This is a genomic window from Streptosporangium brasiliense (assembly GCF_030811595.1).
Lineage (GTDB): Bacteria > Actinomycetota > Actinomycetes > Streptosporangiales > Streptosporangiaceae > Streptosporangium > Streptosporangium brasiliense.
Map to the genome: position 1 here is coordinate 1,033,360 of NZ_JAUSRB010000001.1, position 16,104 is coordinate 1,049,463.

Here is a 16,104-nt window from a genome sequence, read left to right on the forward strand (position 1 = left end):
CAGCGCCCATTTCCAGGAAGGTCGCCGAGGCTGGAGAACCCCGCCGTCACACGTCGTAGTAGAGCTCGAACTCGTGCGGGTGGGGGCGGAGCCGGATCGGGTCGATCTCGTGCTCGCGCTTGTAGGAGATCCAGGTCTCGATCAGGTCCGGCGTGAACACGCCGCCCTCCAGCAGGTATTCGTGGTCGGCCTCCAGGGCGGCGAGCACGTCGGTCAGCGAGCCCGGGACCTGCGGGATGTTACGGGCCTCCTCCGGAGGGAGCTCGTAGAGGTCCTTGTCGACCGGCTCGACCGGCTCGATCTTGTTGCGGATGCCGTCGATGCCCGCCATGAGCTGGGCGGCGAAGGCGAAGTAGGGGTTGCAGGACGGGTCCGGAACACGGAACTCGATGCGCTTGGCCTTCGGGTTGGAGCCCGTGATCGGGATGCGGATGCACGCCGAGCGGTTGCGCTGGGAGTAGACCAGGTTGACCGGGGCCTCGTAGCCGGGGACCAGGCGGTGGTAGGAGTTCACCGTCGGGTTGGTGAAGGCCAGCAGCGAGGGGGCGTGCTTGAGCAGGCCGCCGATGTAGTAGCGAGCGGTGTCGGACAGGCCCGCGTAGCCGACCTCGTCGTAGAACAGCGGCTCGCCGTCCTTCCACAGCGACTGGTGGCAGTGCATGCCGGAACCGTTGTCACCGAAGATCGGCTTGGGCATGAAGGTGACCGTGTGGCCGTGGGCCAGGGCCGTGCTCTTGACGATGTACTTGTACAGCATCAGGGTGTCGGCGGCCTTGAGCAGCGTGTTGAAGCGGAAGTCGATCTCCGCCTGGCCGGCCGTGCCGACCTCGTGGTGCTGCATCTCCACGTCGATGCCCGCGTCGATGAGGTTGCGCACCATCTCCGAACGCAGGTCGGTGAAGTGGTCCATCGGCGGGACCGGGAAGTAGCCGCCCTTGTAGCGCGGCTTGTAACCGAGGTTGCCGCCCTCCTGGGCCTTACCGGTGTTCCAGGCGCCCTCGATCGAGTCGATGTGGTAGTAGCTGGCGTGCGCGCTGGTCTCGAACCGCACGTCGTCGAAGATGTAGAACTCGGCCTCGGGGCCGAAGAAGACCGTGTCGGCGATGCCGGTGCCCTTGAGATACTCCTCGGCCTTGCGGGCGACGTTGCGCGGGTCGCGGCTGTAGGCCTCGCCCGTCAGCGGGTCGTGCACGAAGAAGTTGATGTTGAGCGTCTTGTGCTGCCGGAAGGGGTCGAGCACGGCCGTGGTGGGGTCGGGCAGCAGGAGCATGTCCGACTCGTGGATGGCCTGGAAACCCCGGATCGACGAGCCGTCGAACATGAGGCCGTCGGTGAAGACGTTCGCTCCGAAGTTTTCCGTGGGAAAGGTGAAGTGGTGCGTCGTCCCCGGCAGGTCGGTGAACCTGACATCGACGAACTGCACCCCCTCGTCCTTGATGAACTTAAGGACGTCGTCGGCGGAGTTGAACACGCGAACCTCCCAAGGGGCACGGGCCATCAGAGCCGAACGTAGGTCTGTGCCGTTACCGCCCCGTGTCTCGTCTGTTTCACTCGTGTTAAGGGAAAGCCGCCTTCACGGTAGCCCCGCGTCCCGCCGGAGCGGGCGTGAAGGGCCGTCCTTTGCCGGACTTTTCACGTCTGAACCGTCCGTTTCCGGACCTCCGGACCATCCGTTTCCCGGACCTGGGCCGTCCGGTCCCTGGCCCGCGCCCTCCGGCTCCTCAGGTCCGCGACACCCGTACGCAGTCCTCGTGCTCCGGGTCGTCCTCGCGGGAGTAGGGGTCCTGGAGGGGACCGGTGGCCTTCTCCGCCTCCCCGCCGGGACCGGAGTCCGGGTAGAGCGGCCGCACGAAGCCGTCGTCGATGTCGCACCGCGCGGGAGAGACCATGCCGCTGTTCCAGCGGGTGAGCCAGAAGCGGAGCCGACCGCCGTCCTTCCACGCCTCCAGCGTCCCCATGCTGTGTTTGACGAGCCGCATCGTGCTGTCCGGCCGGCCCGGCCGCCGGACGGCGTAGACGAACAGGTGGTTCACCTTGACCCGGATCCCCGGGCGGCCGTCGCGGCGGAAGGCGGACAGCCGGGCGTCGCCGTCCACCTTGACGGTCTCGACGGCGAGCTCCGCCGTTCCGGGTGCCAGGCTGGTCACCCACCACCGGCTGTTGGACCCGTCCTTCCCGGGACGGTCGAGTTCCTTGACGAAGCGCTTGCGCTGTTCGGGGTCGAGCAGGCCGATCAGCTCCGTGGGCCTGCCGCCGGCCAGCACCCCGCGGTCCAGGTTCGAGGCCTTCAGCAACTTCACCGTCCGCTTCAGGGCGGCGGACACCTCCTTGGCGCTCAGCCCGCCCATCGCCCTGGCCGGCGGCATCACCAGTCCTTCGACGCCGTCGGCGTACTTCTCGGCGGGTGAGCCGTAGAAGGGGGAGATCTGCGCCGGCTCCACGGCGGCCGGCGCGGTCTCCTCGGGGGCCGCGCCGGGGTCCCGGGCGCCGGCCACGCCGGGGGCCTGGCCGGTGAGGGCGGTCCGGATCCGGTCGACGACCTCGGGGCGGTAGGCGACGTACACTCCGGCGCCCGCCACCACGGCGACCACGGTGAACGCGGCGATCCGCCTCCGGCGGCGCCGGGAACGCGGCGGGCGCGCCTGCCCCCGCCTGGCCGCCCTGCTCATCCTCCGGCGTTCTTCCTGGCTGATCTGGGCGGTGAGCGCGGCGAAACGCCGGTCTATGTCATCTATGTCAGACACTTGGGGGGTGCTCCGAGGGATGTGCATGAGAGACGGTTGATCCACATGATGTACGGCTTCCGGGTGATCCGGGTAGTCGGCTCGGGCGGATGCGGGGGCGGTCCGCCGGGCGGATACCGTTTAGCCATGAACAGCAGGCAGCAGCCCCGTTGGACCCAGACCTGGCTCGGCGGTGTCAGGTCGGCCGGAGTCGACCTGGGCTACCCGGGGGAACGGCTCGGCCTGCCCCAGGAGGGCAGCGGCGCGGTCGCGGGGTTCGGCCGCCGGATCGGCGCCATCGTGATCGACTGGCTGATCTGCACCTGGGCCATCGCGCAGGGGCTCCTGCGGGTGAACCCGGCCGAACAGGGCTGGGTCCCGCTCGCGATCTTCGCGGTGGAATACATCGTGCTGGTGGGCACCATGGGCATGACCTTCGGCATGCGGCTGTTCGGCATCCGGGTCGCCGCGCTCGGCGGTGGACGTCCGGGTCTCGTGGCGGTGCTGGTCCGGACCCTGCTGCTGTGCCTGGCCGTACCGGCCCTCATCTGGGACCGCGACCAGCGGGGCCTGCACGACCGGGCGGCGAACACCGTGGTCGTGCGCCTGTAGGTCCGCGGGGCGCCAAAAGCGGTCCGGACAGACGGACAGACGGACGACGGACAGGCGGGCGGAGCGGCGGGGCTCAGGCCCGCCGCACGCAGGTGAAGATCGCGGTGCCCGGCAGGTGACGGCCGCGCAGCGGGCTCCAGCCGCCCCACTCGCGGTCATGGCCGTCGGGCCACTCGGGTTCGGTCAGCCCCTCGACGGACAGGCCCGAGGTGACGATGAGCCCGATCCAGTCGGCCATCGTGCGGTGGTGCTCGACATAGGACGGCCGCCCGTCGTCGCCGATCTCCACATACGGCGAGCGGTCGAAGTAGGACCGGTCGGCGGTCAGCCCGCGGGGGCCCGGATCGTCGGGGAAGGCCCAGCGGACCGGGTGGCTGACGGAGAAGACCAGACGGCCGCCGGGGCGCAGCACCCGGCGGGTCTCGGCGAGCACGGCCGCCGCGTCGGCCACGAACGGCAGCGCGCCGAAGGCCGAGCAGACCAGGTCGAACGACCCGTCGGCGAAGGGCAGGGCCTCGGCGTCGGCCTGGACCACCGGGAGCGGCGCGCCGGCGTCGAGGTCGATCCGGCGGGAGTGCTGGAGCTGCCGGAAGGACAGGTCGAAGGCCGCCACCCTGGCCCCCTGCCCGATCAGCCACCGCCCGCACTGTCCCGCGCCGCAGCCGATCTCCAGGACGTCTCTGCCGGCGACGTCGCCCAGCAGGCGGGCGTCGGCCTCGTCGAGGCCCTCCGGGCACCAGACGAAGCCCGAGTCACGGAGGAACTCCCCGTGCTCGGCCTGGTATTCGTCCGCGGCGCCGTCCCACCAGCCGCGGTTGGCCCGGGAGGTGCCGGCGGCGTCCACCTGACGCCGGTCGACTCCTGCGAGGTCCATCAGCGCATCTTCGGGCGGGGCATCCGCGCCCCGCGGGGCAGCGGGCCCTTGGGCATCGGCAGCGTCTGCGGAAGGGCCTTGAGACGGTTGTTGATCTCGTAGACCGCGGGCTTCTTGAGGTTGCGGGGCAGCTTCATCAGGTGGCGCTGCAGCTTGGCCAGGGGGATCTGTCCCTCGCCGTCACCGGACTGGATGTCGTAGACCGGGACGTCGAGCGCGACCCGCTGGACCCGCTTCTTCTCGGCCACCAGCATCTTCTGCACGCGGCTGCCCGGTCCCTCCGAGACCAGGACGATGCCGGGGTAGCCGACCACGCGGTGCACGATGTCCTGGTCGCGGTTGACCGCGACGGCCGGGGTGACCTCCCAGTTGCCGCGCATGCCCTGCAGGATCGCGGCGGCGGCGCCGACCTGGCCGTGCAGCATCGAATACTGCGACTTCTGGGCGATCTGGCCGAACACCACCAGGCCGACCGTGAGGGCCAGCATGATCCCGATGACGAGCAGGTACCAGAACAAGCCCGTGACCAGGCCGATCACTATGAACAGCGCGAGCGTGCCGAGCGCCGACGCGTAGACGATCGGCATCCCCTTGGGGTTGGCCTCCTTGATGATCTGAGCGATCATGCGGAGTTGCTTGATGCGCCCCGGGCGCTCTGGGTCTTCGGGCTTCTTGGCCATGTTCTGAAGGATACAAATCCATGGGTCAAGATATGAAAACGTGACCTGCCGCGTGCCGGTGGGGAGACCGGTGCGCGGCCTCGGAAGGCGGCCCGGCGGGCAACGCGCAGGGCCCCGCGCGGGACGCGCGGGGCCCTGGGCCGAGATGCGGGATCAGGCGTGCTGGCGGGCCTCGATGGCCTGCTTGTAGAGGCGGCCGGCCCGGTAGGAGGAGCGGACCAGCGGACCGGACAGGACTCCGGCGAAACCGATGGCCTCGGCCTCCTTCTGGAGCTCCACGAACTCCTCGGGCTTCACCCAGCGCTCCACCGGGTGGTGGCGCGGGGTGGGACGCAGGTACTGGGTCACGGTCAGCAGGTCGCAGCCGGCCTCGTGGAGGTCGCGCATGGCCTGGACGACCTCCTCGCGGTCCTCGCCCATGCCGAGGATCAGGTTGGACTTGGTCACCAGCCCGGCCTCGCGAGCCTTGGTGATCACTCCCAGGGACCGCTCGTAACGGAACGCGGGGCGGATGCGCTTGAAGATCCGCGGCACGGTCTCGATGTTGTGCGCGAAGACCTCGGGCTTGGCGGAGAAGACCTCCTCGAGCTGGCCCTGGTCGCCGTTGAAGTCGGGCACCAGCAGCTCGACGCCGCAGCCCGGCAGCAGCGTGTGGATCTGCCTGGCGGTCTCGGCGTACAGCCACGCGCCGCCGTCGGGCAGGTCGTCACGGGCGACCCCGGTCACGGTCGCGTAGTTGAGGCCCATCTGCTGGACCGACTCGGCCACCCGCCGTGGCTCGTCGGTGTCGTACTCCTTGGGCTTGCCGGTGTCGATCTGGCAGAAGTCGCATCGCCTGGTGCACTGGTCGCCGCCGATGAGGAAGGTGGCCTCACGGTCCTCCCAGCACTCCGAGATGTTGGGACACCCGGCCTCCTGGCAGACGGTGTGCAGGCCCTCGCGTTTGACCAGTGCTCGCAGCTCGGTGTGGTTGGGACCGGTCCTGAACTTGGTCTTGATCCACTCGGGCTTCTTCTCGATGGGGGTCTCGGCGTTGCGGACCTCCAGACGGAGGAGCTTTCGGCCTTCCGGAGCAACGGTCATGCGACCTCCTTCGTCGGTCGCGGGACCGAGGTGCTGTTTCTATTCGCTCGCTCGCTACGCTCGCTCACCGCCCCAGCTTATGTCCCGCCGGAGAATGGCCATACATGAGGGGGCGGCGCTCCGGACCGGCCCGGTCCCGCGCCTGGTCCGGCCGTCGAGCGCCCCGCCGCCGGGAGCGGACGGCCCCGTCCGGGCCGCCGGGCCGTACGGCGTGCCGCTCGGGGCCGCCGGGCCGCAGGGTGTGTCGCCCTGCCCGGGGCGCCGGGCCGTACGGCGTGCCGCTCGGGGCCGCCGGGCCGCAGGGTGTGTCGCCCTGCCCGGGGCGCCGGGCCGTACGGCGTGCCGCTCGGGGCCGCCGGGCCGCAGGGTGTGTCGCCCTGCCCGGGGCGCCGGGCCGTACGGCGTGCCGCTCCGGACCGCAGGGCGTGCCCCCGGCCGGTCGCCGCGCGGGGCTCAGCGCCGGAAGAGCTCCTCCTCCGGCAGCTCGAAGGCCCGCGCGCCGAGCGCCTCGGCCAGGTGCTTCTCGGCGTAGGGCATGACCTCGTCGACCACGATCCGGCGGCCGGTCTCGGCCGACAGCGAGGAGACCCCGGCGTCGCTGATCCCGCACGGGACGATCCGGTTGTACCAGCTCGGGTCGTTGGAGCAGTTGAGCGAGAATCCGTGCATCGTGACGCCCCCGGCGACCCTGATGCCGATCGCGCCGACCTTCCGGTCGGGCAGGCCGTGCGAGGGGTCACCGGCCACCCAGACGCCGCTGCGCCCCTCCACCCGGCCGGCCTGCACCCCGAAGTCGGCGCAGACATGGATGAGCGTCTCCTCCAGCAGCCGGACATAGGAGATCACGTCCAGCGGCTCGCCGAGCCTGACGATCGGATAGCCCACCAGCTGCCCGGGACCGTGCCAGGTGATCCGGCCACCCCGGTCCACGTCGATGACCGGGGTGCCGTCCGCGGGCCGTTCGCTCGGGGCGGTGCGCTTGCCGGCCGTGTAGACCGGCGCGTGTTCGAGCAGCAGGCAGGTGTCGGGGACCTCACCGGCCACCCGGCGGGCATGGATCCGCCGCTGGAGATCCCATGCCTGCTCGTAGGGGAAGTCAACGCCGAGACGGACGATCGCCAGGTCACTCACGCATCAAGAGTAGTTGACCCGCCCTTGGTCATGACGTGAGAAGCCGAGGCTCGATGCGGAACTCCTTGACCCCGTTGGCCCCGTCGTGCTCCACCCGGTAGGCGTAGCCCTCCGGATCCACGCTGACGGCCTGGATGAACTCGGTGCCCACGTAGTGCAGGGCGACGCCCTCGTCGGCGGCGTAGCCGCCGGGCAGCTCGCCCGAGGCCACCGCCTCGTGCAGCAGCCTGCGGCGCTGCGGGTCGGAGTTGTAGTGGACGCCGCACGAGTGGGGGAGCAGGCCGAGACCGTCGGCCCACGTCCGGAGCGTCGGCCCGAAGGAGTCGGTGTTGCCGCCCACGTGCCAGCACAGCGCCCCCGCGCTCTGCCCGGACAGCACCACGCCCGACCGCCATGCCTCCTCGAACGCCTCGTCCAGGCCGTGCAGCCGCCACAGCGCCGCCAGGTTGGCCACGCTGCCGCCGCTGACGTAGATGACGTCCTGGTTCAGGATCCACTCGCGCGGGTCCTCGACGTTGGGCATCGGGAACACGGTCAGGTGGCTGACCTCGACGTCCCAGTCGCGGAAGGCGCCGTACATCTTCAGCAGCCAGTCGGAGTCGTCGCCCAGGGCGGTGGCGAGCAGGCCCAGCTTGGGCCGGTCCTGGCCGGTCAGGTCAAGGGCGTATCGCAGCAGCGCGCTGGCCTCGATGAATCCGTGGCGCGCGGACGGGCGGAACGAGCCGCCCCCGATGGCGAGGATGTGGGACTGCCCGGACCTGCCCATATGTGATCTCTCCAATGGCTTCAGCGGAAACAGGGACCCTAGATTACGGCGGCGAGTGCCTCGTTGAGACCCGTATGCCGGAACGCATGGCCCGCCTCCAGCAGGCGCCGGGGGATCACCCGCTGTCCCGTCAGCACCCCCTCCCCGGCGAACTCCCCGAGGGCCGCGCGCAGCAGGAAGCCGGGTACGGCCAGCGGCATGGTGGGCCGGTGCACGGCCTCCCCGAGAGCCCTGGTGAACTCCGCGTTGGTGACCGGCTCCGGCGCGGTCAGGTTCACCGGGCCCGAGATCTCCGGATCCTTCAGGACGTGCCGCACGGCACCGACCCAGTCGTCGATCGAGATCCACGACCAGTACTGTCCCCCCGACCCCAGGGGTGCCCCCAGCCCCAGCTTGAAGATCGGCAGGATCCTGGCCAGCATGCCGCCGTCGCCGCTCAGCACCAGTCCGGTGCGGAGCAGCGCCACCCGGACGCCGGCCTCCCGGGCGGGCGCCGTCTCGGCCTCCCACGGGACCACGACCTCCTGGGCGAGGAACCCGCTGCCCGGCGGCGCCGTCTCGTCCACCTCGCGGTCCCCGGTGTCGCCGTAGAAGCCGATCGCCGAGCCGGACAGCAGCGTCGGCGGCCCGGCCGCCAGCCCGCCCAGCGCCGTCACCAGCGTCCTGGTCCCCTCGACCCGGCTGCGGACCACCTCGCGCTTGACGTCGTCGCTCCAGCGCCGGTCGCCGATCCCCGCCCCGGCGAGGTGGACCACGGCCTCCGCGCCCTCCAGGGCCGCCGGGTCTATGAGCCCCTTCGCCGGGTTCCAGAACGACTCGTCGGCGCCCTGCGGCGCCCGCCGCACCAGACGGACCACCCGGACGCCGTCGGCCCGCAGAGCCCTGACCAGAGCCGATCCCAGCAGGCCCGAGGACCCGGTCACGATGATCGTCATATCGTCCAATCTAGTCGACCTCCCCTGGGATCTTCGGGAGCCAGGCGGCCGGCGGACTCACCGGGTACGGACCCGGCGGGCGAAGACCGGACCGGGCAAGTCGTGGCCTGGACAAGTCACGGCCGGACAAGCCGTGGCCGGAGAGGTCGTGGCCGGGAGAGGGCACGGCCGGAAAAGGACCGGGCCGGCCCGCGGATGCGGACCGGCCCGGTGGGACGAGAACGGGGACTAGGCGTTGAGACCCAGCTGGTTCTCGAAGCGGCCCTCCTCGAGACGGCGCTTGATCGTCGTCAGGAAGCGGGCGGCGTCGGCGCCGTCGACCAGGCGGTGGTCGTAGCTGAGCGCGAGGTAGACCATCGAGCGGACGGCGATGACCTCGCCCTCGGCGGTGTCCAGGACGACCGGGCGCTTGACGACCGCGCCGGTGCCCAGCATGCCGACCTGCGGCTGGTTGAGGATCGGCGTGTCGAACAGCGCGCCACGGCTGCCGGTGTTGGTCAGCGTGAACGTGCCGCCGCCGAGCTCGTCCGGGCTCACCTTGTTGGTGCGGGTGCGCTCGGCCAGGTCGGCGATCTTACGGGCGAGGCCGGCGATGTTGAGGTCGCCCGCGTCCTTGATCACCGGGACGATCAGGCCGCGCTCGGTGTCGGTCGCGAAGGCCAGGTGCTCGGCGTCGAAGTAGGTGACCTCGTTGGTCTCGCTGTTGATCGTGGCGTTCAGCTTGGGGTGCTGCTTGAGCGCCTCGATCGTGGCCAGGGCGAAGAACGGCATGAACGAGAGCTTGACGCCCTCGCGCCGCTGGAACTCGGCCTTCGCGCGGTCACGGAGCTTCGCGATCTTGGTGACGTCGACCTCGACCACGGTGGTGAGCTGGGCCGAGACCTGCAGCGACTCGACCATGCGCTTGGCGATGGTCTGACGCAGGCGCGACATCTTCTCGGTACGGCCACGCAGCGTGGTGTCCACCGCGACCGGCTCGGGGGCCGGGGCGGCGGCCTGCGGGGCGGCGGCCGGGGCGGCGGCCTGCGGGGCCGGAGCCTGGGCGGCGGCCTGCTCGCGCTGGTTGCGGGCGGCCTCGAGCACGTCCTGCTTGCGGATGCGGCCGCCGACGCCGGTGCCGTTCAGCGTGTCGAGGTCGACGTTGTGCTCGCCGGCGAGCTTGCGGACCAACGGGGTGACGTACGGGCTGTCACCGGAGGCGGGAGCGGCCTGCGGGGCCGGAGCGGCCGCCTGGGGAGCCGGTGCCGGGGCCGGGGCGGGAGCGGCGGCCTGCGGGGCCGGGGCCTGCGGGGCCGGGGCCGGGGCGGGGGCCGGGGCCTGCGGAGCCGGAGCGGCCGCCTGCGGGGCGGGCTGCGGGATCGAGGAGATCGGCTGGGCCGGGGCGGGCTCGGGCTCCGGAGCGGCGGCCGGAGCGGGGGCGGCCTCCTGGGCCGGGGCGGCGCCCGCGGAGCCGTTCTCGTCGATGACGGCCAGCTCGGCGCCGACCTCGACGGTCTCGTCCTCGGCCACGACGATCTTGGTGAGGATGCCCGCCGTCGGCGACGGGATCTCGGTGTCGACCTTGTCGGTGGAGACTTCGAGGAGCGGCTCGTCGGCCTCGACGCGCTCGCCCTCCTTCTTCAGCCAACGGGTGACGGTGCCCTCGGTGACGCTCTCGCCGAGCTGGGGCATCTGTACGGACTTCGGCATTGGGTGTCTTCTCTCGTGTTCCGAGTGAGGGCTCGTGGTTAGTTGTGGACGTGCAGCGGCTTGCCGGCCAGGGCCAGCATGGCCTCGCCGACGGCCTCGGACTGGGTCGGGTGCGCGTGGATGAGCTGAGCGACCTCGGAGGGCAGCGCCTCCCAGTTGTAGATCAGCTGGCTCTCGGTCACGAGCTCGCCGATACGGCGGCCGACCATGTGCACACCGAGCACGGGGCCGTCCTTCTCGGCGACGACCTTGACCGCGCCCTGCGTCTGCAGGATCTGGCTCTTGGGGTTGCCGGCGAGGTCGTAGGTGAACTCGACGACCTCGTGGCCACGCTCGCGGGCCTGGGCCGAGGTGATGCCGACCGAGGCGACCTCGGGGTCGGAGTAGGTGATCCGCGGCACGCCGTCGTAGTCGATCGGCACCGGGTTGAGCCCGGCGATGTGCTCGGCCACCAGGATGCCCTCGGCGAAGCCCGCGTGGGCGAGCTGCAGGGTCGGGATCAGGTCACCGACCGCGTACACGCCCGGCACGCTGGTCTGGCAGAACTCGTTGACGGTGACGGTGCCGCGCTCGACCGCGATGCCCGCCTCCTCGAAGCCCATGCCCGAGGAGACGGCGCCGCGGCCGACGGCGACGAGCAGCAGCTCGGCGTCGAGGGTCTTGCCGTTGGCGAGCGTGACGACCACGCCCGTGTCGGTGGTCTTGACGCCCTCGAAGAAGACGCCCAGCTCCTGCTTGATGCCGCGGCGGCGGAAGGCGCGCTCCAGCAGCTTGGAGCTGGACTCCTCCTCCAGCGGGAGCAGGTGCGGCAGGGCCTCGACGATCGTCACCTCGGCGCCGAAGGAACGCCACACGCTGGCGAACTCCACGCCGATGACGCCGCCGCCCAGGACGATCACCGAGGTGGGCACCCGGTCGAGCTTGAGCGCGTGCTCGCTGGTGATGACCCGCTCGCCGTCGATGTCCAGGCCGGGCAGCGACCGGGGGGCCGAGCCCGTCGCCAGCACGATGTTGCGGCCCTCGTAGACCTCGGAGCCGACGGCGACCCGGTTCGGGCCGGCGAGGCGGCCCTCACCCTCGATGATCGTGATGCCCTTGCTCTTGAGCAGGCCCTGGACGCCCTTCCAGGCGCGGGTGACGATCTTGTCCTTGAACGCGTGGACGCCGTCCATGTCGATGCCCTCGAAGCGGGCCTTGACGCCGAACGCCGCGCTCTCCCGGGTCTCGTCGGCCACTTCCGCCGAGTGCAGAAGGGTCTTGGTGGGGATGCATCCCCGGTGCAGGCATGTGCCGCCGATCTTGTCCTTCTCGATCAGCGCGACCGTCTTGCCCAGCTCGGCCGCCCGCAGGGCACAGGCATACCCACCGCTACCGCCACCCAGGACGACGATGTCGTAGGGGCCGCTGCCATCAGCCACAGGAAAGCTCCTTGTTCGGATTCGATTACCGTCTTCACGGTCGCGCCCGCTCCGTGCCCTGGCTGGTTCGGCGGAAACTGATCCGCGTCCACGCCTCCCCCTCGGGCACGGCTCGCCGCATCGCCGGGGCCTCGCTCTTGGCCTGGCCCCGACAACCGCATCTTTTCATTTGTCTACGTCGGCTGTGACCCGCTTGCGCGGCGCCGCTAGCCCGCGTAGCGCTCGGCGAGGCCGACGAGGGTCCGGGTGATCGCCCCGGTGCCGCCCTTCGGCGTGTAGCCGTGGGGCTCGCCCTTGTTGAAGGCCGGGCCCGCCATGTCGATGTGTGCCCAACGGACTCCGTCCGGCACGAATTCCCGCAGGAAGATGGCCGCCGTCAGCATCCCGCCGAAGCGCTCGGGGTGCAGGTTGGCGATGTCGGCGACGGGGGAGTCGAGCCCCTTCCGGAGCTCCTCCGGCAGGGGCATGCCCCATGCGGCCTCGCCCTGCTCGGCGGCGGTCCGGACGATCTCCTCGCGGAGCTCGTCGTCGTTGGACATGACGCCGGCCGTACGCCAGCCGAGCGCGATGATCTGCGCCCCGGTGAGCGTGGCGACGTCCACGATCAGGTCGGGGCTGTCCTGCCCGGCGCGGGCGATGCCGTCGATCAGGACCAGGCGGCCCTCGGCGTCGGTGTCGAGGACCTCCACGGTCTTGCCCGCGTAGCTGGTGAAGACGTCGGAGGGGCGCTGGGCGCTGCCGCTCGGCATGTTCTCGGCCAGGCACAGGTAGCCGACGGCGTTGACCTTCAGCCCCAGCTTGGCGATCGCGACGAGCGCGCCGAAGACCGCGCCCGCGCCGCTCATGTCGGACTTCATCCAGTCCATCGAGGCCGAGGGCTTGAGCGACAGGCCGCCCGAGTCGAACGTGATGCCCTTGCCGACGAACGCGACCGTCTTGGCGGCCTCCGGGTGGCTGTAGGCGAGGCGGACCAGGCGGGGCGGGTTGACCGAGCCCTGGCCGACGGCGACGATGCCGCCGTAGCCCTCCTCCTTGAGGGCCTTGTCGTCCAGGATCTCCACCGAGAGTCCGGCCTCCGAGCCGGTCTGCTCGGCGATCTCGGCGAAGCGGGCCGGCCACAGGTCCGAGGGCGGGGTGTTGACCAGGTCGCGGACCAGGGAGACCGATCCGGCCACGGTGGCGGCGCGCTCGACCGCGGCCTGGGCGCCGCCGGCGCCGCTCAGCACGGTCAGCTCGGCCACCGGGGCGGTCTGCTCGCCGGTGGTCCGGTAGGTGGTGAAGGAGTAGGTGCCGAGCAGGCCGCCCAGGGCGACGGCCCCGGCCCGCTCCGCGTCGGCGGCCGGCAGCGCGAGCGCGACGCGGGAGGTCCCCGCGAGGGCACGGGTGGCGGCGCCGGCGGCGCGGCGCAGGGCCTCGGCGTCGTAGTCGCCCTCGGGAGCGTCACCGAGGCCGACGACGGTCAGGAGCGGGGCGGCCAGCGCGCCGAAGGTCGGAAGCTTGGCGATCTCGCCCGGCCTGCCCTTGACGCCCATCGAGACGAGTGTCGCGGCGAGCCTGCCGCCGAGCGCCTCGTCCACCTTCTCGGCCCCCGGAGCGGGCCGCGGGCCGTCCGGACCGGTATGGACGCCGACGACCAGGGCATCGGTATCAAACGAGACAGCGTTGTCAGTTGAGTTCAGCCGCACAGTGGTCACGTCGCCCGATGCTAGTCGGGCTTGCGCAGTACGCATAAACGAGGGTTCGTCCTACGAATCACCGGGCCGGATGGTGCCATTGCGATTAGCATCATCCGGACTGATGGTGCTAATGTCGCTATCACTATGCTGCTCACCTTGGATCTGAACGACCCCCGGCCCCTGCACGGACAGGTGGCCGAGGCGATCCGGCGTGCCGTCGCGGAGGGCTCCTACGCGCCCGGAGACCGGCTCCCGCCGGCCCGTGACCTGGCCGAGGCGCTGGGCATCAACGCCAACACCGTGCTGCGCGCCCTGCGCGACCTGCGTGACGAGGGGCTGCTGGAGTTCCGCCGCGGGCGCGGCGTGAGCGTGCTCAGCCGCCCCGATCCCCGCAGCGTGCTGGAGGGCAAGCTCCGGTCGCTGCTCGCCGAGGCGGGCCAGTACGGCTACCGGAGCGACGACGTCATCGATCTGATCAGGGAGATCTCGTGACCGGGCCGGGCGCCCGGCCGCTGGAAGAAGGAGACGACGGCATGGGTCTGCGAAGCAGGTTCGTCTGGACGGCCGCCGGCTGGGTGGTGCTGGTGGCCGCCGCGCTGGCCGCGGTGGCCCTGGCGCTGCGCGGCCGGCTCCCCGACCCGATGGCCGTCCACTGGGGCCCCTCGGGCGCCCCCGACGGGTCGGCGCCGCTCACCGCCGCGCTGGCCGCCGTGGTGGTGACGTGGCTGCTGGTCGGGTGTGGCGTATGCGTCGCCGCCGCTCTCAAGCCCCGGGCGCTGCGCCGCCGCGCGGGCCGGATGGGGTTCGGGGCGGTGCTGGGCGGAGGCGGCCTGGCCTGCCTGGCGCTCCAGCTCGCCACCGTGTCGGCCAACCTCGACGCGCCCGACTGGCGGCGGGCGGGCGGCCTGTCCCTCGCCGCGCTGCTGGTCCTCGCGGGACTGGCTCTGGGCGGCTGGCTGGGCGCGCTCGCCGCCCGCCCGGGTCCCGACGAGGTCTCCCTCCGCGGCTGCACCGACGCCGACCTGCTGGAGCTGCGCCCCGGCCAGCGCGCGGTCTGGGTCTCCTCCGCCCGCAACGGCTGGCTGCTGGCCATCGGGGCCTCCCTCACCGCCGCCGGGGCGGGCCTGCTGGTGGCCGCGGCCTTCGGCGGGGAGACCGGCCCGTGGCCCCTCCTCGTGGTCATGGTCGTCGCGGGTCTCCTCGCCGTGGCGCTCAGCTCGGTGCGGGTGCGGGTCGCCGAGGACGGTCTCCAGGTCTCCTACGGCCCGCTGCGCCTGCCCCGCAGGCACGTCCCGCTCGCCAGGCTCGACCGGGCCTGGGCGGAGGAGCGCTTCCCCCGTGAGGTGGGCGGCTGGGGCGTCCGGGGCCTGCCCGGCGCCGCGACGGTCATGCTCCGGGGCGGAGACTGCCTCGTCGTGCGCTACGCCTCCGGCGGCCAGCTCGCCGTCTCGGTCGACGACGCCGAGCGCGGTGCCGCCCTCCTCAACACCCTCGTCCTGCAGGCCGCCCGCTGACCCGGGCCCTGCCCACGTCCGATCCGCGCCCGTCCGCGGAGATCTCCCCCGAAGGTGGTGTCATGCCCCGCCGTCCGACCGGCCTCTGGCTGTTCCTGCTCACCGCGTACGGCCTGTCCTGGCTGTCGGCCCTCCCCATCTGGCTGACCGGCGCGTCCCTCGCCTCTCCCCTGGTCATGGTGGTGGGCGTCGCGATGATGTTCACACCGGCGCTCGGCGTCCTGGCCGTCTGGCTGTACGGCCGGCGGCGCGCGGAGCCCGGGACCACCTGGCGCGAATGGGCCGGGCGGACGGGGCTGACGCTGGGCGAGCGCCGGGGCCGCACGCTCGCGCTCACCGCGCTGGCCTGGCTCGGCACCCCGCTGCTGGTCGTCGCGGCGATCGCGCTCAGCGCCGCCGCCGGGCTGCTCGCCGTGGACCTCGACGGGTTCAGCCTGTTCCGCCAGGGCATGGCCGAGGCCGGCGGGGGCCGCGCACCCCGGGTGGCCCCCGAGACGCTGGCCGTCGTGCAGATCGCGTCGGCGTTCCTGGTCGCCCCGCTGATCAACTCGGTCGCCGCGTTCGGCGAGGAGTGGGGGTGGCGCGGCTGGCTGCTGCCGCGGCTGATGCCGCTGGGCACCTGGCGCGCGCTGCTGGCCTCCGGGGTGATCTGGGGCGCCTGGCACGCCCCGCTCACCCTGCGCGGCTACAACTATCCCGAGCTCGGCGCGTGGGCGGCGCCCATGTTCGTCATCTTCTGCGTGGTCTACGGAGCCGTGCTCGGCTGGCTCCGCCTCCGCTCCGGGAGCATCTGGCCCGCAGTCGTCGGCCACGGCGCGCTCAACGCGTCGGCGAGCCTCATCCTGCTCGTCGGCGACGCGGCCGACCCGCCCGACCTCGCCGTCGCCGGGATCACCGGGCTGGTCGGATCGGCGCTGCTGGCCGTGATCGCCGCCGTGCTGTTCACCCGCTGGCCGGTCGGGCGGCCCGCCCCGGCCGCCGTCTGAGGCCGGTCGGGCGCCCG

Annotated in this window: 15 protein-coding genes; 4 read left to right on the forward strand and 11 right to left on the reverse strand. The window is 71.9% G+C overall.

Translation table 11 applies throughout. The annotated features are described in order from the left end of the window. Positions 1-46 precede the first annotated feature (46 nt). Both glnA and J2S55_RS04570 read right to left on the reverse strand, forming a co-directional pair. Positions 47-1,471 (reverse strand): type I glutamate--ammonia ligase, encoded by a 1,425-nt coding sequence (glnA, locus tag J2S55_RS04565; RefSeq protein ID WP_306857528.1) that lies wholly within the window; start codon positions 1,469-1,471, stop codon positions 47-49. Positions 1,472-1,721: 250 nt separating this feature from the next. Beyond that, a complete protein-coding gene (locus J2S55_RS04570) occupies positions 1,722-2,744 on the reverse strand; it encodes a hypothetical protein (protein WP_306857529.1) in 1,023 nt (340 codons plus the stop codon). Between the two features lie 126 nt (positions 2,745-2,870). Here J2S55_RS04570 and J2S55_RS04575 point away from each other — a divergent pair, with 126 nt between their 5' ends. Beyond that, entirely contained in the window at positions 2,871-3,335 is a 465-nt protein-coding gene (locus J2S55_RS04575) for an RDD family protein (protein WP_306857532.1), read from the forward strand. A gap of 73 nt (positions 3,336-3,408) precedes the next feature. Here the strand turns inward: J2S55_RS04575 and J2S55_RS04580 are convergent, their stop codons facing one another. The 9 genes from J2S55_RS04580 to J2S55_RS04620 all read right to left on the reverse strand — a co-directional run bounded on the left by J2S55_RS04580 (position 3,409) and on the right by J2S55_RS04620 (position 13,641). Beyond that, the gene (locus J2S55_RS04580; RefSeq protein WP_306857534.1) at positions 3,409-4,209 is read right to left on the reverse strand and encodes a class I SAM-dependent methyltransferase; all 801 of its coding nucleotides are present in this window, start codon (positions 4,207-4,209) and stop codon (positions 3,409-3,411) included. Further along, entirely contained in the window at positions 4,209-4,889 is a 681-nt protein-coding gene (locus J2S55_RS04585) for a DUF4191 domain-containing protein (protein WP_306857536.1), read from the reverse strand. Before J2S55_RS04585 ends, J2S55_RS04580 begins: the two co-directional genes overlap by 1 nt. A gap of 153 nt (positions 4,890-5,042) precedes the next feature. Then, positions 5,043-5,972 carry a lipoyl synthase gene (gene lipA / locus J2S55_RS04590; RefSeq protein ID WP_306857537.1) on the reverse strand — a complete coding sequence of 310 codons (930 nt, stop codon included), beginning with the start codon at positions 5,970-5,972 and terminating at the stop codon, positions 5,043-5,045. A gap of 453 nt (positions 5,973-6,425) precedes the next feature. Further along, positions 6,426-7,103, reverse strand: coding sequence for a lipoyl(octanoyl) transferase LipB (gene lipB / locus J2S55_RS04595; protein WP_306857539.1), 678 nt, complete (start codon positions 7,101-7,103; stop codon positions 6,426-6,428). Between the two features lie 28 nt (positions 7,104-7,131). Beyond that, positions 7,132-7,869: a Type 1 glutamine amidotransferase-like domain-containing protein gene (locus J2S55_RS04600; protein WP_306857541.1), complete on the reverse strand. Its 738-nt coding sequence runs from the start codon at positions 7,867-7,869 to the stop codon at positions 7,132-7,134. Positions 7,870-7,907: 38 nt separating this feature from the next. Further along, positions 7,908-8,804 (reverse strand): TIGR01777 family oxidoreductase, encoded by an 897-nt coding sequence (locus tag J2S55_RS04605; RefSeq protein ID WP_306857543.1) that lies wholly within the window; start codon positions 8,802-8,804, stop codon positions 7,908-7,910. A gap of 228 nt (positions 8,805-9,032) precedes the next feature. Next, on the reverse strand, positions 9,033-10,493 hold the full coding sequence (gene sucB / locus J2S55_RS04610; RefSeq protein ID WP_306857545.1) for a 2-oxoglutarate dehydrogenase, E2 component, dihydrolipoamide succinyltransferase: 1,461 nt from the start codon (positions 10,491-10,493) through the stop codon (positions 9,033-9,035). Between the two features lie 38 nt (positions 10,494-10,531). After that, a complete protein-coding gene (lpdA, locus tag J2S55_RS04615) occupies positions 10,532-11,911 on the reverse strand; it encodes a dihydrolipoyl dehydrogenase (RefSeq protein ID WP_306857547.1) in 1,380 nt (459 codons plus the stop codon). Between the two features lie 206 nt (positions 11,912-12,117). Continuing rightward, positions 12,118-13,641, reverse strand: a complete 1,524-nt coding sequence (locus J2S55_RS04620) for a leucyl aminopeptidase (protein WP_306857548.1) — start codon at positions 13,639-13,641, stop codon at positions 12,118-12,120. A gap of 102 nt (positions 13,642-13,743) precedes the next feature. Here J2S55_RS04620 and J2S55_RS04625 point away from each other — a divergent pair, with 102 nt between their 5' ends. From J2S55_RS04625 to J2S55_RS04635, 3 genes are all read left to right on the forward strand, one after another. Next, on the forward strand, positions 13,744-14,079 hold the full coding sequence (locus J2S55_RS04625) for a GntR family transcriptional regulator (RefSeq protein WP_306857549.1): 336 nt from the start codon (positions 13,744-13,746) through the stop codon (positions 14,077-14,079). A 41-nt stretch (positions 14,080-14,120) separates the two neighbouring features. Next, positions 14,121-15,101, forward strand: coding sequence for a DUF1648 domain-containing protein (locus J2S55_RS04630; RefSeq protein WP_306857550.1), 981 nt, complete (start codon positions 14,121-14,123; stop codon positions 15,099-15,101). 62 nt (positions 15,102-15,163) lie between these two features. Next, a complete protein-coding gene (locus tag J2S55_RS04635) occupies positions 15,164-16,087 on the forward strand; it encodes a CPBP family intramembrane glutamic endopeptidase (RefSeq protein WP_306857551.1) in 924 nt (307 codons plus the stop codon). Positions 16,088-16,104: the final 17 nt, after the last annotated feature.